This is a genomic window from Limnothrix sp. HT2024 (assembly GCF_059138625.1).
On record NZ_CM181121.1, the window covers coordinates 1,059,196 to 1,079,812 of the forward strand.

Here is a 20,617-nt window from a genome sequence, read left to right on the forward strand (position 1 = left end):
CAAACCCTTCGAGTGAGTTGGATAACTTGCAGCTTCACAGGTTGCAAGCGAGATCTGGCGAACCAACCTCAATTATCCGCAGCGGTGGACGGCGCGGCCAGTTTTTGTAACTGAACCGCACAAGCCTTCAGTTCCGGTTCAAAGGAGTCGGGACAAGCTTCCGGATGGGTGAGGGCATTGGCTTCGGCCCCGTCACCCCACAGGGATCCCCAATGCATGGGCACAAACACGGTTCCCGGCGCGATCGCCCGAGTCACCTTCGCCGGAAACCGCCCATCGCCCCGGCGCGACTTCACCGCCACCCAATCGCCCTCCCGAATGCCCAAGGGTTCCGCATCCTTGGGATGAATTTCGATGAAGGGATTCGGATGCAACTTTTTGATTTTTTCAATTCGACCGGTGCGGGTTTGGGTGTGCCAATGGCCATAGAGTCGGCCCACGGTCAACACGAAGGGATAGGCCGCATCGGGTGGTTCCGCCAGCCCGCGCGAGTGAACCGCCAGAAATTGGGCCCGCCGATCGGGGGTGTGGAATTGCCCATCAGTATACAAGCGCTTGGTGGGGGCTGGCTGTGGAGGGTCGATCGCCCCATCCGCCGGGAACGGCCATTGTTGGGGGCCGGCGGTTCTGAGCCGATCGTGGCTCAAACCGGTCATGTCGCAGGGACGGCCTTGGGTCAGTTGCACAAATTCGCCGTAGACCTCCGCCGAGGATTGGAACCAAAACTGTTCTTGGAAGCCGAGCCGTCGGCCCACCTCCGCAAAGATGGCCCAATCTTCCTTGGCTTCTCCCGGAGGGGGCTGAAACGCCTGGGAAAGGGTCACCATCCGCTCGGAATTGGTCATCGTGCCGGTTTTTTCGCTCCATTGGGTGGCCGGCAACAGCAAATGGGCAAAGGCGCTGGTTTCCGTGGGGTAATAGGCTTCTTGATAGATCGTGAAGGGCGATCGGCTCAGGGCGGCTTTGGTGCGGTTCAGGTCGGGAAAACTCACGGCGGGATTGGTGGCCGCAATCCACAACAGGCCCACCGCTCCCGCCTCCAGCCCTTCCACAATTTCCCAGGCGGCCCGGCCCGGTGTGGGGGAAATGCGGCCCGGGGGCAGGTTCCAAAAGGCCTCCACTTCGGCCCGATGCTGGGGATTGGTCACGGAGCGATAGCCCGGCAGCAACCGCGACAAGCCGCCGGCCTCGCGGCCGCCCATGGCGTTGGGTTGTCCGGTGAGGGAAAAGGGCCCCGCGCCCGGTTTGCCCATTTGCCCCGTCAGCAGGTGCAGGTTAATGATGCTGCGGACTTTGGCTGTGCCTTCGGAGGATTGGTTAATGCCCATGGACCAAAGGGACAAGACCCGATCGCTCTGGGCCCAAATTCGGGCCGCCGCCTCGATCGACTCCGCCGCAATGCCGCAGCGATCGGCCACGCGATCGGGCTGGTAATGTTGCAGCAGATCTTCGTAGGCTGCAAAGCCACCCGTGTGGGCTTCGATATAGGCGCGATCAATCTGATCCCACTTCAGCAACAGGTGGGCCATGCCGTTCAGCAAATCAATGTCCGTGCCGGGGCGAATGGGCAAATGGAGATCGGCCACCTGACCCGTTTCGGTGCAGCGGGGATCCACCACCACCAATCGCACCCGATCGGGGTTGGCCTTGTGGTGTTTGCGGAACCGGTTAAACACAATCGGGTGACATTCGGCCGTATTCGTCCCGATCGCGAACAGGCAATCCGTCAGCTCCAAATCGTCATAGCTACAGGGGGGCCCATCGGCCCCAAAGCTGCGTAAGTAGCCCGAGACGGCCGAAGACATACAAAGCCGCGAATTGGCATCAAAATTGTTGGTTCCCAGGCAACCCTTGATCAGCTTTTGGGCTGTGTAGTAATCCTCCGTGACAAACTGCCCGGAGCCATACATACAGAGGCCGTCGGGCCCTTGGTTGGCCAAAACGGTTTGGATTCGATCCACGATCGCATCAAAGGCCTCGTCCCAACTAATCCGCTGAAAGTCTTGATCCAAAGCAGATCGCCACAGGGGGTACAGCAGCCGATCGCGGTCGATCGACTCCAAAATCGTTGCCCCCTTCACGCAAACCATGCCTTGGCTGGAAGGATGGGCCCGATCGCCCCGCACCTTCGGCCCCGCCGGCCCTTGCACCACTTCCAAGCCACACCCCACGCCGCAATAGGGACAAACGGTTCTGACAGATTCCATGGATTAGTTAAAACAACTTCTAAGTTGCGAATACGTTTACGTTGTGAAAATAAGTCCAGCCGCAGCTAGACAACGATCCCAGCGGGCCATGAGTCAAAAAAATGCCCCTGGCGGGGCGTTGAACTGAATGTTGAACTGAGGAAAAAGCAAAACCCAGAGCCGATCGGGGGCCGACCCTAGGGCCTATTCCGCCGCGTCATCGTGGGCATAGCGGTTATAGAGGAAGTCGAGCGCGTAGTTGCGCAGTTCGTAATATTTGGGATCTTCCAAAAGTCGGGCCCGATCGCGCGGTCGGGGGAACGGAATATCCATCACCTCCCCAATCTTGGCGGCGGGGCCGTTGGTCATCATCACCAACCGATCGGACAGGTAGAGCGCCTCATCAATGTCGTGGGTGATCATCAACACCGTGACCTGATTTTCCCGCCAGATTTGCAGCAACTCGTCCTGCAATTCTTCGCGGGTGATGGGATCCAACGCCCCAAAGGGTTCATCCAAAATCAACACCTTGGGGCAAATGGCCAGGGCCCGGGCGATCGACACTCGCTGTTTCATCCCCCCGGAAATTTCCGCCGGCCGTTTGTGGATCGCCTCGCTCAGCCCCACCATTTCCAAATACTTCAGGGCCAGTTGCCGCTGTGCTTCCTTGGGTTGGGTGGTGTAAACGGCTTTCACCGCCAACAACACATTTTCCAAAACGGTTTTCCAGGGCAGCAGGGCATAGTTTTGGAACACCACCATCCGATCGGGGCCGGGCCGGGTGATTCGTTGCTGCTCCAGGCGCACTTCACCCGCCGTCGGTTCCGCAAAGCCCGAAACCATGTTCAACAGGGTGGACTTGCCGCAACCCGAGTGACCAATTACCGAAACAAATTCACCTTCGGCCACCCGCAAATTGACCCCATCCAGCACGGGATAGGGCCCCTTGGGCGTTTGATAGACCTTGGAAACCTGGTCAATCACCAAAAAATCGGGTTCCGCTGCGACAACCATGGGCGGGACGGTTTGAGAAGAAAGGGTTTGCATAGGATTGCCAGGGCTGAAGAAGGGGTCGATCGAGTCAGAGGGTGAAGAGTTGGGGCGATCGGCATCGGGCCACAGGCGGGCCCCTTAACTAGGGGAAACGGAGCAACTAAAGATTTCATCGACCCGAATTTCGGCCACACGGATATTGCGCTTAATCGCCAGGTTGTCGAGGTAGTCGATCGGGCGATCGGGGTCAAAGGTCTGGCCATCAAACAGGACGATCGGCTTGCGGTCTAATTCCACCTCCGGCAGTCCCAAATTGTGAGCCGCAGTCAGATAGGTGGCCGTGGGGTTCACCCGTTCCATCACCTCCACCCAGTTGCGGGGGAAGGGGGTAATTTCCCAGCGGGCCATCTGGGCCAAGGTCCAAAGGGACTGCACCCTGTCGGGACAGGCCGATCGGCTCACAAAGAACTGATGGAACGTGTAGAGCGCTTGGGACTCAGAGCCATCCCCCCGATCGAGCGGCGACAGGAACCCGGGCGCAATCATTTCCACCGGCAGCCCCACATAGTCGGGGCGGGCCAAAATTTCCAACACTTCGGCCCGGTTGCGATGATCATCGCAATATTCACAGGCCTCCAGCAGGGCCGTCAGCAGCGCCGCATGGGTATTGGGATAGGCCTGGGCCCAATCTTCCCGCACCCCCAGCACCTTTTCCACATGGCCCGGGAACAGGTCGAGATCGGTGGCGATAATTTGACCAATGCCCTCTTGCACGGCTCGGGAGTTCCAAGGCTCGCCCACGCAATAGCCGTCAATGTTGCCCGCCTTCAGGTTCGCGACCATTTGCGGCGGCGGCACGGTGGCCAAGCTGATATCCCAATCGGGGTCAATGCCTCCGGAGGCGAACCAATGCCGCAGCAACAGATTGTGCATGGAAGCCGGATGCACCATGGCGAAGGTATGTACCTTGTCCGGATCCCGCTCAATCAGGCTCTTGAAGGTGGCCAGGTCATTCACGCCCTGTTCAATCAGGCGCTTGCCCCAGGTGATGGCGTTGCCGTTGCGGGACAGCACCATGGAGGCTTGGATCGGCACGGGTTCGCTTTCGCTGCTGCCCAGGGTCATGGCCAAGGGCATTCCGGCCACCATTTGGGCCGCGTCGAGCTGGCCGCTGGCGACTCCATGGGCGATCGATTTCCAGTTGGGTTTGCGCTGAAGGGTCACCTGCTCCAAACCATGCTTGGCAAAGAAGCCTTTTTCCCGCGCGATCGCCAGCGGCGCACAGTCGGTGAGGGGAATGAAGCCTAGCTCCAAGTTGACCTTTTCCAGGCCGTTGCCAGCCGCCACCACAGGAGCCGCAATTTTCCGTTTCTTGGAACGTTTTTGTTGATTGAGGAAGTAAACGATTTCGTTGCGCAGGCTGTAGTAGCTGGGATGGTTCACCACATCCATGCGGCTGCGGGGACGGGGAATATCCACTTCCAGAATTTGCCCCACATGGGCGGCGGGGCCAGTGGTGAGCATCACCACCCGATCGCTCAGGAGCAGGGCCTCGTCCACATCGTGGGTCACCATCACGCAAGTGACATGGCTCTCTTCGCAAATGCGCATCAGTTGCTCTTGCAGGCCGCCCCGGGTCAGGGCATCCAAGGCCCCGAAGGGTTCATCAAGCAACAACACCTGGGGCCGCGTGGCCAGGGCCCGGGCGATCGCCACCCGCTGTTTCATGCCGCCGGACAGTTCGCCGGGAAGCTTATCGGCCGCGTGGGCCAACCCAACGAGCTGAATATTTTCTTCCACGATCGCCCGCCGCTCTTCCTTGGGTAGGTTCTTGAGCACCGTGTTCACGGCCAGGGCGATGTTGTCGCGGACGGTTTTCCAGGGCAGCAGGGAATAGTTTTGGAACACCACCATCCGATCGGGCCCGGGGGCTTCGATTTGGCGACCGTTCAAAATGGCCCCGCCACTGGTGGGGCGATCGAGGCCTGCAATGATGTTCAGCAGGGTGGACTTGCCGCAACCGGAGTGACCAATCAGGGAAATAAATTCCCCTTGCTTGATCTCAACGTTGATGTTTTGAAGCGCGATGTAGCGATCGCCCCCCGGCAGCGGAAAGATTTTGTCAACGTGATCGATTTCCAGAAAAGGAGTCATGGTGTTGTGCGATCGAGGAGTGAGTGATCAAGCTATGCCCAAACTTCGCCCGTTAGCGGCGTTCCGGCGGCACGGCAAGGCTGCCCAAAAAGGCCACGAATCGATCGAGCAACAGCCCCACCAAACCCACAAAAATCAGCGCCAGGATAATTTCACTGGTCAGCGAGCTGTTGTAGGCATCCCAAATAAAGAACCCAATGCCAACACCGCCCACCAACATTTCCGCCGCCACAATGGCCAACCACGACAGACCCACGCCAATTCGCAGACCCGTGAACACATAGGGAACCGTGGCCGGAAACAGCACGTTCAGGAAATATTCCACCCGACCCAACCGCAGCACCCGGGCCACGTTTTTGTAGTCCTGGGGCACTTGCTGTACACCGGTTACTGTGTTCAGCAAAACGGGCCAAACCGCCGTAATGAAAATCACAAATAATGCCGCTGATTGGTTGTTTTTCAAGGCTTCCAAGGAAATGGGCAGCCAAGCCAATGGCGGGATGGTTCGCAACAGTTGAAAAACCGGATCCAGCGCGTCATTGATTAGCGGATTGCTGCCGATCACAATCCCTACTAAAACCCCAATAATTGCCGCCGCTGAAAAGCCGATTGCCACCCGCTGCAAGCTGGCCATTAAATGCCAAAAAATGCCCACGTCGGTGCTATTCGGATCCGTGCGATCGAACGCACCCACAATCAATTCCTGCGTGTCGCTAAACACCTCCAATGGCCCCGGCAGGGGTGCTCCGGGAATGGAGCAAATCGCCTGCCAAGCCACTAAGCAAATGAGCGTTCCCGCAATGGCCGCAATCACTTTGCGAGCATTTTTCTTAGACAGCGGCACAAAGCGAATAATCGAATCAACGAGCGAACTAGAACTACTTGCAGCCATGGTGGTCAAACCTGAGTGTGATTAAATCCTCAATCGATCGTTGAGCATTCGATGAGCATTCGATTTTTGAGCCTGAGTCGATCGTTGCGCTTGTCCGCAGATGACTGAAATCCTCAGGCAACGGATCACCATCAACGAAATTAGCAAGTCTGATCACTTCTGCTCACTAACCATTGATCAACCATTGATCTCAACCATTGATCTGATGCACTTGAGATGCGTTGGTCTGATGATTGGAGTCAAGCCACTGGATCAAGTCATTTGATTCACTGGTTGTCTACAGTCGTTGGACTCGGTAATTTCGAGCTGACGATCTTGATCGAGCGATCTTGATCAAGCAATCTCGATCGAGGAAAACCGTTGATGGTAGCTTCAGCCTTCTCTTCAATATGGCAACCATTCCTGAATCAAAGGTTTCGATTGCCTGACAACATTGGATTCACAACAAGCCCTAGGGCTTGTTGTCAAATTGTCTAAAACCCTGATTCCAGCGTGAGCGGATCGTGGGGACAAGGGGCTTAAGCCCCTTGTTGCGATCATTTGGGTATGGCAGATCAACCATCCTCACTAGATTCCAGGAAATGACAACAGACCCTAGGCTTTCAGGGCCTTGATCTTCAGACCATCGAGATAGGCCTTGGGATTTTCTGGGTCAAACTTCACCCCATCGAAGAAGGTTTCCACCCCACGCGACGTATCCTTGGGAATTTCCGCCTCGGGCACACCCAGCGCCTTGGCTGCCTCGCGCCAAATGTCCTCCCGGTTCACCTGATCAATGAGAGCCTTGGTGTCAGTGCTTTCCGGCAAGTAGCCCCAGCGAATGTCTTCCGTGACAAACCACAGGTCGTGGCTCTTGAAGGGATAGGAGGCAAAGTCTGCCCAGAACTTCATGGCTAGCGGGAATTTCTCTTCCTTGCGCCCATCGCCAAAGTCAATGTTGCCTTGGGAACGACCCAAAATATCTTCCGCCTTGATCTTCAGCCACTCGCGCTTGCTGATGATGTCGCACATTTCTGCGATGTTTTCAGGCTTGTCGCACCACATCTGCGCTTCCAGCACGGCCATGGTCAGGGCTTTGGTGGCGTTCGGGTTCTTTTCCACCCAATCGGCACGCATCGCAAAGGCCTTTTCCGGGTGATCTTTCCACAACTCACCGGTCACCAAGGCCGAGAAACCCAGCTTTTGGGATACCGTTTGGGCATTCCAAGGCTCACCCACACAGAAAGCTTCCATGGTTCCGGTCTTGATGTTGGCCACCATTTGCGGCGGCGGAACCACGATCACGGATACATCTTTATTGGGATCAATGCCGCCAGCCGCCAGCCAGTAGCGCATCCATAAATCGTGTGTTCCTCCGGGGAAGGTGACGGCCACTTTCACGTCTTTGCCGCCGGCCTTGGCTTTAGCCAGAGCCGCTTTGAAAGGTTGGTTGTCAAGACCGATTTTTTGACCGAGATAGTCTTTGCTGAGGGAAATAGCCTGACCGTTGGTGTTCAGACGGGCCAGGATGTTCATCGGCAGAGGCTTTTTGGTGACTTTGCCGGTGGTCATCAAATAGGGCATTGGGGTGAGGATATGTGCCCCGTCAATGCCGTTACCGGCTGAACCCAATTCCAGGTTGTCGCGGGTTGCCCCCCAGGATGCTTGCTTGATGACCTCCACGTCGGGCATTCCGTATTTGGCGAAGAGGCCCTTTTCCTTGGCGATGATCAGAGGGGCTGCGTCGGTGAGGGCGATGAAACCGAGCTTGGCTTTGGTCACTTCCGGCGGGGCGATCGAGGCGGCCGGCGAAGGGCTGCCCCCGGCGGAGTCGCCACCGGCCGGGCTGCTGGCGGCTTGGTTGCCACCTCCAGCAGCACAACCATGAATCGCGACGGTGGCTCCGGCAGCGGTGGCGGCGGTGAACAGGAATTTGCGGCGGGAAAAGCTGCTCATGGTTGCTGAGTTTGAAGGTAAAGAAGGGGAGTAAACGATCGGGGAGGATCGCGTGGTCTGTTGGGTGTTGGGAGCTAAGGCCGGGTTGGGTTACGCCTCAGCCAGGGCGGGCGTTTTGCGCTCGGCTTGGAAATGCTCCACCAGCAAGTCCACCAGCACATCGTTCAGGTCTTCGCAGGGAATTCCTTTCATGACCCGATCGCCCAAGTGCGCGTCTTTGCCCACCTTGCCGCCAAGGAAAATGTCCACGGCCTCAACGGTTTTGCCGTCCTTGCGAGCCTTGCTACCCATCAAGCCGATGTCGGCCACTTGGGGTTGGCCGCAGGAGTTGGGGCAGCCGGTCCAGTGAATCCGCACCGGCCGGGGAAGCTTGACCCGATCGGTGACGGCTTGGGCCACGGCCAAGGCACGCTGTTTGGTTTCAATCAGCGCAAAGTTGCAAAACTGCGACCCCGTGCAGGAGACCAGTTCCCGCACGAGGGGAGCCGGGGCGATCGAGAAGGTTTTTAAAAGCGGCTCTTGGGTAAAGACCGCTAACCGGGAATCGGGAATGTTGGTGATGATTACGTTTTGCTCAACGGTGAAGCGCAGTTCACCGCTGCCGTAGATATCCGCCAGCCGCGCCAGATCAAACATTTGGCGCGCATTCAGCCGGCCCACGGGAATGTGTAACCCGGCATAGTTGAGGCCCACTTGTTTTTGGGCGTGGATGCCGATGTGGTCGCGTTTGTCCCAGCAATATTCGTCCTTCGCGGCGGCGGTGAGCAGGGGAAATCCCAGTTGCTTTTCCACGGCGGCCCGGAATTTTTCAATTCCCCACTCGTCAATCAGCCACATCAACCGAGACTTTTGGCGGTTGGCACGGGGGCCATGATCCCGATAAACCACCAAGATCGCTTCGCAGAGGGAAACCACATCGCGCGGATCCACCCAGGCATTGAGGGAAATGGCGGGGGCCACGCGGCTGGCGGAAAAGAACCCGCCCACCACGACGTTGAACCCGAGTTTGTCGTCTTTGTAGGCGGGGATGAAGGCGATGTCGTTAATTTCGGCATGAACCGAGTTGTCGCGGCTGCCGTCGATCGCGATGTTGAATTTGCGGGGCAGGTTGCTGAAGCTGGGGTTGCCATCACCGTTGTTGGTGATCATGTCCTGCACTTTGCGCACCAGCCCCCGGGTGTCGATCAACTCGTCGGCATCAATGCCGGCCACGGGGGAGCCGGTGATGTTGCGCACGTTGTCCATGCCCGATTGGATGCTGGTGAGGCCGGCGCGATCGAGCTGTTGGAAAATTTCAGGAATGTCATCCAGCCGAATCCCGCGTAATTGCAGGTTTTGGCGGGTGGTGATGTCGGCGCTGCCATCGTCGCCGTAGCGCTCAACGATGCTGGCGAGGACGCGCAGTTGGCCGCTGGTGCAAATGCCGTGGGGCAACCGCATCCGCAACATGAACTTTCCGGGAGTGACCGGGCGAAAGAACACCCCTAGCCACTTCAGACGGTGATTCAGGTCGTCTTCGGGGAGGTTTTCCCAACCCAAGCGGGCAAAAGTGGCGAGTTCTTGTTTAACTTGCAGTCCGTCTTTTTCGGCTTTGAATTTCTCAAACTTGGTGAGTTTGGAACTTGCCGGGGCGATCGCTTGAGCCATAGTTACCAGCGAGGGGGTCAATGCCGGTGGGTAAAAACTTCTGACCGCTGGCCGGAGCCAGGGAGTATTCGGTCAGAAGTTGTAGTTGCTAGAGCTGAGAATGGGCAAATGCTAGCGATCGCGCCCCAGGGCTTTTGTAATCCAAGTTACAAAAAACTTTACAGAATCCGTTTTAAGCATGAATTTCATGCAATTTCTGCATTCAAGCACCTGTTAGCCGCTAGATTCCGCCCCGATCGCCCCGATCTCCAGCGCAAAATGACCGATCGCCTCGGCCCCAAAACTGAACCAGGCGATCGGCTCCCAACACCGGCAAAACCCTTCGCAAACGAACCTAGTAGCGCGGCTACCTTAATTTGCTGGGTCAACTTACATGGCTGTTACCGTCACCTGATCGTTAAGCAACAAGATGCTCAAGCCCCTTGTTACCACGACTGGCTCTGCAACTTTGACCCAATGTATTCAGCCTGTCGCGCTCCTAGAACGCAGCACTTAAAACGCAAAGGTGGTGCGCACCACGCCCACCACCTGCGTGCCGTTGTCCTGATCATGTTCTGGGTTCACAATCACGATCACTCCCGGCGTGATAGCGATGTTGTCCGTCAGTTGGTGGCGGTAGAGGGCTTCCACATGCAACGACGTGTCCCGATCCTCGCGGCTGGTCAAGTCGTTGCGTGTGGTTTTCGGTGGCATCCCCACCACCAGGCCGCCCACATTGCCCTCCTTGAATAAGTCCGGGAAAGCCATTGTCACGGCCCAAGTCCAAATATCCGCATTGGCCCCCCGATCGCCTCCTGCTTTGGCCTCGGCATCCGTATAAGCGACCCAGCCGGACAGGGTGAAACGGGGGCTAAATTGCACCGCGCCGATCAACCCGTAGGAATTGGCGGCAGTATCGACCCGATCGAACGGCCGCTGGGCAAAGGCGCTGCCGATGTTGTCCGTAATGTTCACATCCGCTTCATCGAAGTAGGTGTGGGTGAAGGTGAAGCCAATGCTGGTGCTGGGGGTGGGTTGATAGAGCAATTGCCCCAAAATGCCGTAGCTGCCATTGAACAGCCCCGCCTCATCATCCGGGCTGCTACCCCGAGGCGCACGGTAGGCCACATCGGCCGACCAATGTTGATTAAAGCGGTGCTGAATTCCCACGCCGGGGCCGCGCAGCCCGCGATAGATCGAGCTATAGCGCCCAAATCGCGACAGGGCCCCGGAACTGTCACTACGCAGGTATACGTTCAGGGGATCCGTGATCCCATCGGTGCCGTGGCCATTGGCAATTAACCAAGCTCGGGTGCGATCGCCCAGGGGAAAACGGTAGTACAAATCCCCCAACCGAAGCTGATTGCTGCTGTTGCCGTCAAACCCCAGGCGGGTCATGCTGGTTCCCGTCAAATCCCCATCGATCGGGATGATGTTGTTGCTTTGCAGTCGCACCCGTAGCTCATCTTTACCCGTGAAACTGGTGTTGAAATTCAGCCGCACCCAATAGGCAAAGGTGGTGTTGTAGTCCAAATCGCCGCCGCCGGCTTTTTCGTCGCCCCACACATCGGCCAGGGCAAACATGGCCTCGGACTGGAGCTTGGTGACCGGCGCAAAGCGATTGGCCTCCAGTTCCGCCGCGCGGGCTTCCAGGGCATCCACCCGCCCCCGCAGACCGGCCAGCTCCGCTGCGAATTCCTCTTGCAGTTTTTGCAATTTCCGCAGGTCTTCCTTGGCCGCGAGTGGATCCGTGGCGGATTTGATTAGCTCATTGATCCGATCGAGACAGGCATTCAAACCGGCCGCGAACTCATAGCGACTGAGGGGCCGGTTGCCCTTGAACGTGCCATCGGGATAACCGGCAATGCAGCCATAGCGCTCCACCAAGGATTGCAGCGCCTGAAACGCCCAATCGGTGGGTTGCACATCCGAGAGTTGCGAAACAGCGGTGACCTGGGCCAGGTCATCCGTGCCTAAGGGATCAGTGCCCAGCAGGTCGGCTGCGGTGGCCACCGTGGGGCGATCGTCCAAGGTCAGCAAGGGAATTTCCGAGGCGATCGCCCCCGTGGGTATTCCTAAAATCAGGGTCAAAAGAGGCAACAGAGCGGAGCGAGAGAGTAGTGGCAGAAAACGATGGGTCATGGGTTAGTCCTCAATAATTGCCAAGCATTTGGGAGGAGATTCACGGTCACCTGCGAGCCGCAGCGAATCGTTACCCAGAAAAAGCTGGGTTCCCGCCAATGATTCACCTCTGCGACTCCCAAAAAGCCGAATCAGGGATTTACGTTGAATGGCCGCGCCGGATTTAGAAAGAGAACACAGTGCGTACCACCCCCACCACCTGGGTCTCGTGATCGGCGTTGTGCTCCGGGTTGAAAATCGCAATCACACCCGGTGTAATGGCAATGTTGTCCGTCAGTTGGTGGTAGTAGAGCGCCTCCACATGGAACGAGGTATCGCGATCTTCTCGGCCGTCCACATCGTTTTGGGTGGCCTTGGGCGGCATCCCGAAAATAATCCCGCCCAAGTTGCCTTCCTTGAACAGATCCGGAAAGGCCATCGTCACGGCCCAATTCCAAATGTCGGCATTGGCTCCCCGATCGTTGCCGGACTTGGCTGTTGCGTCGGTGTAGCCCACCCAACCGGACAGATTGAAACGAGGACTAAACTGCACCGAACCGATCAACCCATAGGAGTTGGCCAACGTATCAACCCGACTGAAGGGCCGTTGGGCAAAAGCACTGCCTACGCCGTCCGTGATGTTCACATCGGCTTCGTCAAAGTAGGTGTGGGCGAAGGTGAAGCCAATGCCAGCGTTTTTGCTGGGCTGATATAGGATTTGGCCCAAAATCCCGTAGCTGCCGTTGAACAGGCCCGCCTCATCAGCCGGATTGCTGCCCTGGGGCGCACGGTATGCCAAATCTACCGACCACTGATCGCTAAAGTCATGCTCGATCGCGACCCCGGGGCCCCTCACACTGCGGTAGATCGAACTAAAGCGGCCAAACCGGGACAGGGAACCGGAACTGTCACTGCGCAGAAACGAATTCAACGGATCGGCAATGCCGTCAGTTCCTTGACCGCTGGCAATCAGCCACATGTGGGTTTTCTGCCCGATCGGGAAACGATAGTGCAGATCGTCCAATCGGAACTGATTGTTGCTGTTGCCATCAAAAGCCAAGCGGGTCATGCTGGTTCCCGTCACGGCCCCATCGATCGGGATGATGTTGTTGCTTTGTAGCCGCACCCGCAGCTCATCTTTACCCGTGAAGCTGGTATTGAAGTTCAGCCGTGCTCGGTAGGAAAACGCGGTGTTGTAATCCAAGTCACCGCCGCCAGCCCGCTCATTGCCAAACACATCATCTAAGGCAAAAATCACTTCACCTTTCAGCTTCGTGGTGGTCGAAAACTGGTTGGCTGCCAGCTCGGACGTGCGGGCTTCCAAGGCATCCACCCGCCCCCGCAGGCCGGCCAGCTCCGCTGCGAATTCCTCTTGCAGTTTTTGCAATTTCCGCAGGTCTTCCTTGGCCGCGAGCAGATCCGTGGCGGATTTGATTAGCTCATTGATCCGATCGAGACAGGCATTCAAACCGGCCGCGAACTCATAGCGACTGAGGGGCCGGTTGCCCTTGAACGTGCCATCGGGATAGCCAGCAATGCAGCCATAGCGCTCCACCAAGGATTGCAGCGCCTGAAACGCCCAATCGGTGGGTTGCACATCCGAGAGTTGCGAAACGGCGGTGACCTGGGCCAGGTCATCCGTGCTGAAATGATCGGTTCCCAACGCGTCGGCTGCGGTGGCCACCGCCGGGCGATCGGCCAAGGTCAGCACAGGAATTTCCGAGGCGATCGCCCCCGTGGGTATTCCTAAAATCAGGGCAAAAAAAGGCAACAGTGAATAATAAACGAGTCGTGGAGCACAAGGATGGGGCATCAGAAATTCCTAGGCGTTTCCTGGGGAGCTAGCGGGTAGCTATTCTGTGGGGCTAGCTGGCAGGTAGAATTCGCAGTCAACACACGAGCACCCAAAACAGAAATCTTCAGATTCATAACCCATGGCGAATTCAGATGTCATCCCTAATTCTGCTGATTTCTACCCTCAAACTCCTTAATTCTTGGTTCGCACTCTAATTTCAGATCGGTCAATTTTTCTGATCATTTTTGATTTTTTCCTTCGTCAAATTCCACTCTGCTTGCTGCTTGCACATCCTTGGCAGATATCTGGCTATGGTTGATCGTGATTGATTGCAGATCCCGATCGCGTATCAATCAAGACCGGGCGATACAGAGATCCACTGGGCAATCGGAGCCGCTGAGCTGTCACCGGTCGATCGAGCCATGCGGGCGAATTCATGGGCGATAATGAAGGAGACTCTGTACTGAAATTGCTGTCAAGCCACCCCGATCGATTGTCTGCCCGCCTTTGCAAACAGGCCCGGCCGCCAATCTGTCAGGGCGGCTTGATTTGTGTCTCTACCGGTTGGCTATGACTGCGAATCTTGCTGCTGCGCAAACCCCGTCCGATCGCCGCTCTGAAACTGACTGGCGGCTTTTTTTGCGACTGGTGCCCTACGCCCGTCGCAGCGGCAAGCTGCTGATTGTGTCGCTGATTTTGTTGCTGCCGTTGTCCTTGGGCAATGCGCTACAACCGATTTTGGTGGGTCAAGCCATCTCGCTGATTCGGGGCGAGGCCAGCGCTTGGGATTTTCTGGAAGCGATGCCCCTGCGATCGGGTCTGAACACGGTGGGGCTGCTGGTGTTGGTGACGGTGGCGGTGCGGTTGGCGCTCCAAGGGCTTCAGGGTTACTTGGTGCAGGAAGTGGGCCAACGGATTACGGCGGATATTCGCAATGATTTATTCGATCATGTGACCGCGCTGGCCATGCGCTTTTTCGATCGCACGCCCGTGGGTCGGTTGATCACCCGCCTAACCAGCGATGTGGATGCCTTGGGTGAGGTTTTTTCCACAGGCGCGATCGGGATTGTGAGCGATCTGTTGTCGATCGTGGTGTTGATAGTCACGATGTTGACCTTGCAATGGCAATTGGCGCTATTGCTGTTGCTGATGTTGATCCCGATCGCGGGGGCGATTGTTTATTTTCAAGGGGAATTCCGGAAAGCCAACTATCGGGCCCGAGAGCGGTTATCGGATTTGAATTCGATGCTGCAAGAGAATCTGGTGGGTGTGAATGTGGTGCAATTGTTCCGCCGAGAACGCTACAACGCCAAACAGTTTCGGAAGACCAACCAAGACTATATTCACGAAGTCGATCGCACCATCTTTTTTGACTCAGCCGTTTCAGCCACCTTGGAATGGATTTCCCTCGTCGCGATCGCCGGAGTGCTTTGGTATGGCGGCGCATTGGTGGCGGGCAAAACAATCGAGTTTGGAACCTTGGCGGCCTTTATTCTCTTTGCTCAGCGGATGTTTGATCCCCTGCGAGAATTTGCCGAAAAATTCACCGCCATTCAAGCGGGATTCACCGCCATTGAACGAATTAACGGCATCTTCGCGGAACCGATCGAAATCCAAGATCCGCCCAAGGTCGATCGCGCCCAATTTGCCAGCCTGAAAACCCGTGGCGAAATTCGCTTTGAGCATGTTTCCTTTGGCTACAAACCCGATGAAATGGTGCTCCATGATTTGGACTTCACCATTCATCCCGGCGAAAAAGTAGCCTTCGTGGGGCCCACGGGTGCGGGCAAATCCTCGATCATTCGGCTACTCAGCCGTTTGTATGAAGTCACCGAAGGGCGAATTCTGCTCGATGGCGTGGACATTCGCGACATGGCCCAGGCCGATTTGCGTCGAGAATTAGGAATTATTTTGCAAGATGGATTTCTCTTTTCCGGCGACGTAAAAAGCAACATTACCCTCGGAGAAAATTACAGCCTGACTGAGGTGCAAGCCGCCGCCGAACGAGTCAGCATTGATGAATTTATTCAGCAATTACCCCAAGGGTATGATTCAGAATTGCGTGAGCGCGGCACCAATTTATCGGGCGGTCAAAAGCAGCTTTTGGCCTTTGCACGGGTGGCCATTCGAGAACCCAAAGTGCTGATTTTGGATGAAGCTACGTCCAGTTTGGATGTGGCCACGGAAGCGGTTATTCAAGCGGCGGTCGATCGGATGATGCGCGATCGCACGGCAATTATTATTGCGCACCGACTGTCCACCATTCGCAATGTCGATCGCATCTTCGCCCTCAAGCGGGGGCGTTTGGCGGAGTCTGGAACCCACGATCAATTGATGGATTTGGATGGTCTTTACGCCAGCCTTTACCGATTGCAAATGCTGGGAGCAGATGTTTAGATATTGATTGATTTTTCGGGCGATCGATGACTTTGCGAGATCGCCCCACCCAAGCACCCCAGCAGCCCCGCGATCGCCTGCCGCTAATCTGATCGATGTTTTCGATCGACGCTGTAAAACAGAGACAGATTAGACAAATTCCACAGGAGGTTAAGTGATGGAACCGTTGGCAATGGGCGAAGTAGCGATCGGGGTGTTGCTGCTGAAAAAGTCGGCGGAAACCACCAGCGAACGGTTAACCCAGGAAGTGCTGGAGCCGATCTTGCCCCAGATCCGAACAGCGGTGGGTGCTTTGGTGGCTCCGATGCGCGATCAGGTGGCGGCCCTGGGCGATCGGGTGGCGGCGCGGCTCCCGGCGGCTAATCTGAAAAATCCGTTCGACGATTGGACGCTGTTGGAGGCGATCGTGCTGGCAGAGGCGGCCGATCCGGCGACGGCGGCCACAGTGAGCGAGGTGGCGGCTAGCTTACCGGCGATCAACAGCAAAATCGATCAGCAAAAGACTGGCGTGATGTTTAACAATCCAGTCGAGCGGGTTGCCGTTGAGTTAAGCTGGCAAGCCCTGAGCCAGAAAGCACAACGGCTGGCGGTGTTGTTGGGTTGCTTTGGATCGGCTCCGGTGTTGTGGGAGTGGGTGCAGGGTTGTTGGCCCAGCGACGATCAGGAAGAGCTGAAAGCAGCGCGGGCGGAGTTGGAGCGGCTGAGTTTGTTGGAGCGGCTGGGCGATCGGCAATATGGACTGCATCCGCTGATTCGGGAGTTTTTCGCGGCCCAACGGGCAGGTTGGCCCGAGGGCGAGGCGCTGCAACAGGCGTTTTTGGGGCAGATGGTGAGTGTAGCGAAAACGGTTCCAGATACGGTGACGCTGGCTGACTTGGCGCGCACCCGCCCTGCCTGGCCACACTTGGAAGCGGCCGCCACCAACAGCGCCAAAATTGCTGATCCAACAGATTCGATCTGGCCCTTTGTGGCATTGGCGCGGCTGGCTGAGGGGCAAGGTCTCTGGTCTGAAGCCGAACAACACTACAGCGACTGCATAACCACCACCGAACACCGCTTCGGCCCCGATCATCCTGAGACCGCCTCCAGCCTCAACAACTTGGCAAACCTCTACGAATCCCAGGGACGGTACGAGGCAGCGGAACCCCTCTACCGACGATCACTGGACATCCGTGAGCGATTGCTGGGAGTTGACCATCCCGACACCGCCACGAGCCTCAATAACTTGGCAGCACTCTACGAATCCCAGGGAAAGTACGAGGCAGCGGAACCCCTCTATCGGCGATCGCTGGAAATTCGTGAGCGAGCGCTGGGAGCCGACCATCCCGACACCGCCAACAGCCTAAACGGCTTGGCAGTACTCTACAAATCCCAGGGAAAGTACGAGGCAGCGGAACCCCTCTTCCGGCGATCGCTGGCCATCCGTGAGCAAGTGATGGGAGCCAACCATCCCGACACCGCCACGAGCCTCAATAACTTGGCAGCACTCTACGAATCCCAGAGAAAGTACGAGGCAGCGGAACCCCTCTATCGGCGATCGCTGGAAATTCGTGAGCGGGCGCTGGGAGCCGACCATCCCGACACCACCAACAGCCTAAACGGCTTGGCAGCACTCTATCGATCCCAGGGAAAGTACGAGGCCGCAGAACCCCTCTTCCGGCGATCGCTGGCCATCCGTGAGCAAGTGATGGGAGCCGACCATCCCGACACCGCCGTCAGCCTCAACAACTTGGCAGCACTCTACGAATCTCAGGGAAGGTACGAGGCAGCGGAACCTCTCTACCGGCGGTCGCTGGCAATCAAAGAGCAAGTGATGGGAGCCGACCATCCCTTAACCGCCAACAGCCTCAACAACTTGGCAGTGCTGCACTGTCACCAAAATCGTTGGGGTGAAGCCGAGCGGCTGTTGCTGCGCGCTTGGAAGATTCGGGTGCAGCAGTTGGGTGAAACCCATCCCCACACCCAAAGCAGCCTCCGAAGTTTATATAGTCTGGTGCAAGCCGCCCTTCAGCAAGGTCGCGCCGCCGAACTCTCCGACCACCCCCTCACCCAAGCCATTCTGAAACAACTCACCACCCCACCCGAAATCCCGTAGTAGGGTGTCGTAGGGCAACGGTTCGCAAATTCCCGATGCTTAGGTTTGTGCCCTACGCACCGCCACCATCGATGCAAAAATTCGGATCGGGATCCCGAGGGGCGATCGACAGGGGCCGGCCAATTCGCAAGATTTTCTTACCCGATGCGCCTGGGGCGAGTCGATCGACGGGATTCAATCGGGGTGTTTGGGGGGGGTTCAATTTCGTAGAGCACCTGGCCATTGCGAACCGCCACAAAGGACAGGGACAGGGGGCCGGCGGTATAAATGTCGCGGGCTGCAATCACCCGCACCTCAACGGGTTGGGTTTGAGACTCCAGCCAGCGCACAAATTGGATCAGACCCGGCACATTTTCTACCCGGAAACCATCGGCCGCGACTCCCGCTCGTTGGGCCCGAAACAGGGCTTGACCCAAGGCGAGTTCCAGGCGATCGCGCAGTTCCGGTTGCGACAGGCTGGCAGGATCCAGGGAAGCCACCGTCAGGGTTTCACGACGGGTAAAGAGAACTTGATTCAGCGCCACATCCAAAACGACGCGGATAGGCGGTTCTTCCCCGGTCAGATAGTTGGCCGTGGAAATCACCTTCACGTAATAGGCGCGACCGTCCCGCACTTGGGCGATCACCTGCTCCACTTCTCCCCGCGAGAGGGAAATGGCCTGCTGACTGGCTCCGATGCCCGGCTGGGTGCGTTCGAGGGCGGCGCGGTTGGCAGCCACTAACAACCGCTCGATCGCCGCTTGGGTCATTTCGGGGGACGGAATCCGCAAAATGCCAGCCGCCAACACTTCCCCGCGCCGCAGGGCCACGTTTCCTTCCCGGAGGGCCTGGGATTCCCGCTCCAGCCGCCGAACGGAAACTTCCAGGGACTGCAATTCTGATTGGGCCGACTGAAACCGCTGGTTGGCATCTTGCAGCCGGGATTCCACGTCCTGGAGCCGTTGTTCCCGATCACGGATTTGGGCGGTGCGATCGCGGTTTTGGGCAATCAGGGTTTGATTTTGACGATCGAGGGCCGATCGCTCATCCAACAGGCGCGATCGATCCCCCTGAAGTTGGCGATTTTCTCCCCCAAGGCGTTGCAGGTCACTTTGCAGACTGAGCCGCTCGCTCTGGAGGGTTTTGATGTCGCTCAGCAGTTGCCGCGCCCGGCGGGAAACCTGGGTGAGTTGGGTTTTGGCGAGCCGGAATTGTTTGTCGGCCTGGAGCAGACGCTTTTGGGCCCGGTTGAGGCGGTTTTGGGTTTGGGCCTGCCGGGCCAAGGAGGCTTGCAGCGATCGGTTGATTTGGCTCAGTTCAGCGCGGGCCTGATCCTGTTGGACGCGGGCTTGATCCAGTTCCCGCCGGGCCCGTCCCAAGCGCGTTTGGATTTCTTCGAGTTCAAAAATGCCCGCCAAGAACAACAGGCCCAAGGTGGAGGCGGAAATCAGGCTGCCGGTCACGATCGTGACGAGGGTGGCCGTTTGGCGCGGTCGCAGGTTAAACAGGCTGAGGCGAGCTTTGCCCACGCGGGTGCCGAGCCGATCGCCCATGGTGGCAATCGCCCCACCTAACACCAAGGTGGCTAGCAAAATTAGTACATACCCGATCGTCATCGCCCTCTGTGCGATCGCTCCTTAAGCGGCCTTTGCCCAACAATCTAGGCCTTTGCAATGATAGTTTGGGCGAGGACGTTGGATGGTTAGGTAAACTGGTTCCCCAGGCTCACGGGGTTGTGTACCGTAATTTTCTTTTTGTGGATTGAGATGGCCTTGCGATCGCGCAAATCCCCGAGTAGCCGGGTTACGGTGACCCGAGTGGATCCGATCGCCTCGGCAATAGCTTGGTGAGAGAGCTTCAGATCGATCGTAATTCCATCGGAGCTGGGAACCCCAAAATCCCGGCACAGAATCAGCAAAAAGCTCACCAACCGAGATCCCATATCGCGGTGGGCCAGGGTTTCAATCATCATCTCCGTTTGCAAAATCCGCGATGACAACCCCTGAAGCATCACCATGGCCAAGTCGGGATCATCCTTGAGGGCCTTTTCCACCCGATCGATCGGCACCGACAACAACTCCACGGGCGTGAAGGCCACAGCGTGATAGAAGCGATCCGATCGATTGCCCGTCAGGAGCGACAACACCCCAAAAACCGTGTTTTCGCGCAGCAGAGCCACAGTAATTTCCTCACCGGCCTCATAGACACGGGAGAGTTTCACGGCCCCTTTCACCAAAAAGTAAACCCGTTCAGCCGGATCACCCGGGAAAAAAATCGTTTTGCCCCGATCAAACCGCTCGGTAGGCGGTGAGAAAGAATCTCCGCTCAGTTGGCGGAAAACAACGGCTAAAGGCTTGTCTACTGATAAGGGCATCTCGCTGCGCCGAACTGCCGAACTACTGAGAAACGTTATACCAAGCGCGATCGATTCGCGCATTTTTTTC

General features: G+C 57.2%; 13 protein-coding genes. 2 read left to right on the plus strand and 11 right to left on the minus strand.

Translation table 11 applies throughout. The annotated features are described in order from the left end of the window. Window positions 1-68 precede the first annotated feature (68 nt). From AC2IAX_RS04320 to AC2IAX_RS04360, 9 genes are all read right to left on the minus strand, one after another. A complete protein-coding gene (locus AC2IAX_RS04320; protein WP_494389490.1) occupies window positions 69-2,207 on the minus strand; it encodes a molybdopterin oxidoreductase family protein in 2,139 nt (712 codons plus the stop codon). Window positions 2,208-2,390: 183 nt separating this feature from the next. After that, window positions 2,391-3,233, minus strand: a complete 843-nt coding sequence (locus AC2IAX_RS04325) for an ABC transporter ATP-binding protein (protein WP_190529798.1) — start codon at window positions 3,231-3,233, stop codon at window positions 2,391-2,393. 84 nt (window positions 3,234-3,317) lie between these two features. Continuing rightward, window positions 3,318-5,333, minus strand: a complete 2,016-nt coding sequence (locus AC2IAX_RS04330; protein WP_494389491.1) for an ABC transporter ATP-binding/substrate-binding protein — start codon at window positions 5,331-5,333, stop codon at window positions 3,318-3,320. 52 nt (window positions 5,334-5,385) lie between these two features. Next, window positions 5,386-6,225 carry a nitrate ABC transporter permease gene (ntrB, locus tag AC2IAX_RS04335; RefSeq protein WP_494389492.1) on the minus strand — a complete coding sequence of 280 codons (840 nt, stop codon included), beginning with the start codon at window positions 6,223-6,225 and terminating at the stop codon, window positions 5,386-5,388. Between the two features lie 594 nt (window positions 6,226-6,819). Beyond that, entirely contained in the window at window positions 6,820-8,160 is a 1,341-nt protein-coding gene (locus AC2IAX_RS04340) for a CmpA/NrtA family ABC transporter substrate-binding protein (RefSeq protein WP_494389493.1), read from the minus strand. A gap of 90 nt (window positions 8,161-8,250) precedes the next feature. Next, window positions 8,251-9,807 (minus strand): ferredoxin--nitrite reductase, encoded by a 1,557-nt coding sequence (locus AC2IAX_RS04345; protein ID WP_494389494.1) that lies wholly within the window; start codon window positions 9,805-9,807, stop codon window positions 8,251-8,253. Between the two features lie 492 nt (window positions 9,808-10,299). Beyond that, window positions 10,300-11,928, minus strand: a complete 1,629-nt coding sequence (locus AC2IAX_RS04350) for an iron uptake porin (protein WP_494389495.1) — start codon at window positions 11,926-11,928, stop codon at window positions 10,300-10,302. Between the two features lie 163 nt (window positions 11,929-12,091). Continuing rightward, the gene (locus AC2IAX_RS04355; RefSeq protein ID WP_494389496.1) at window positions 12,092-13,720 is read right to left on the minus strand and encodes an iron uptake porin; all 1,629 of its coding nucleotides are present in this window, start codon (window positions 13,718-13,720) and stop codon (window positions 12,092-12,094) included. A 291-nt stretch (window positions 13,721-14,011) separates the two neighbouring features. After that, on the minus strand, window positions 14,012-14,140 hold the full coding sequence (locus tag AC2IAX_RS04360; RefSeq protein ID WP_494389497.1) for a hypothetical protein: 129 nt from the start codon (window positions 14,138-14,140) through the stop codon (window positions 14,012-14,014). Window positions 14,141-14,272: 132 nt separating this feature from the next. Between AC2IAX_RS04360 and AC2IAX_RS04365 the strand changes: the two genes are divergently transcribed. After that, window positions 14,273-16,099, plus strand: a complete 1,827-nt coding sequence (locus AC2IAX_RS04365; RefSeq protein WP_494389498.1) for an ABC transporter ATP-binding protein — start codon at window positions 14,273-14,275, stop codon at window positions 16,097-16,099. A 157-nt stretch (window positions 16,100-16,256) separates the two neighbouring features. Further along, entirely contained in the window at window positions 16,257-18,194 is a 1,938-nt protein-coding gene (locus AC2IAX_RS04370; protein WP_494389499.1) for a tetratricopeptide repeat protein, read from the plus strand. Window positions 18,195-18,331: 137 nt separating this feature from the next. Here the strand turns inward: AC2IAX_RS04370 and AC2IAX_RS04375 are convergent, their stop codons facing one another. Continuing rightward, window positions 18,332-19,789 carry a DUF3084 family protein gene (locus AC2IAX_RS04375; RefSeq protein WP_494389500.1) on the minus strand — a complete coding sequence of 486 codons (1,458 nt, stop codon included), beginning with the start codon at window positions 19,787-19,789 and terminating at the stop codon, window positions 18,332-18,334. An 86-nt stretch (window positions 19,790-19,875) separates the two neighbouring features. Then, window positions 19,876-20,547 (minus strand): global nitrogen regulator NtcA, encoded by a 672-nt coding sequence (gene ntcA / locus AC2IAX_RS04380; RefSeq protein ID WP_099533558.1) that lies wholly within the window; start codon window positions 20,545-20,547, stop codon window positions 19,876-19,878. Window positions 20,548-20,617: the final 70 nt, after the last annotated feature.

Excerpts from the sequence above, each read along its gene's own strand:
- AC2IAX_RS04320 (WP_494389490.1), bottom strand. The coding sequence starts at position 2,207 with ATGGAATCTGTCAGAACCGTTTGTCCCTATTGCGGCGTGGGGTGTGGC.
- AC2IAX_RS04325 (WP_190529798.1), bottom strand. The coding sequence starts at position 3,233 with ATGCAAACCCTTTCTTCTCAAACCGTCCCGCCCATGGTTGTCGCAGCG.
- AC2IAX_RS04330 (WP_494389491.1), bottom strand. The coding sequence starts at position 5,333 with ATGACTCCTTTTCTGGAAATCGATCACGTTGACAAAATCTTTCCGCTG.
- ntrB (WP_494389492.1), bottom strand. The coding sequence starts at position 6,225 with ATGGCTGCAAGTAGTTCTAGTTCGCTCGTTGATTCGATTATTCGCTTT.
- AC2IAX_RS04340 (WP_494389493.1), bottom strand. The coding sequence starts at position 8,160 with ATGAGCAGCTTTTCCCGCCGCAAATTCCTGTTCACCGCCGCCACCGCT.
- AC2IAX_RS04345 (WP_494389494.1), bottom strand. The coding sequence starts at position 9,807 with ATGGCTCAAGCGATCGCCCCGGCAAGTTCCAAACTCACCAAGTTTGAG.
- AC2IAX_RS04350 (WP_494389495.1), bottom strand. The coding sequence starts at position 11,928 with ATGACCCATCGTTTTCTGCCACTACTCTCTCGCTCCGCTCTGTTGCCT.
- AC2IAX_RS04355 (WP_494389496.1), bottom strand. The coding sequence starts at position 13,720 with ATGCCCCATCCTTGTGCTCCACGACTCGTTTATTATTCACTGTTGCCT.
- AC2IAX_RS04360 (WP_494389497.1), bottom strand. The coding sequence starts at position 14,140 with ATGAATTCGCCCGCATGGCTCGATCGACCGGTGACAGCTCAGCGGCTC.
- AC2IAX_RS04365 (WP_494389498.1), top strand. The coding sequence starts at position 14,273 with ATGACTGCGAATCTTGCTGCTGCGCAAACCCCGTCCGATCGCCGCTCT.
- AC2IAX_RS04370 (WP_494389499.1), top strand. The coding sequence starts at position 16,257 with ATGGAACCGTTGGCAATGGGCGAAGTAGCGATCGGGGTGTTGCTGCTG.
- AC2IAX_RS04375 (WP_494389500.1), bottom strand. The coding sequence starts at position 19,789 with ATGACGATCGGGTATGTACTAATTTTGCTAGCCACCTTGGTGTTAGGT.
- ntcA (WP_099533558.1), bottom strand. The coding sequence starts at position 20,547 with ATGCCCTTATCAGTAGACAAGCCTTTAGCCGTTGTTTTCCGCCAACTG.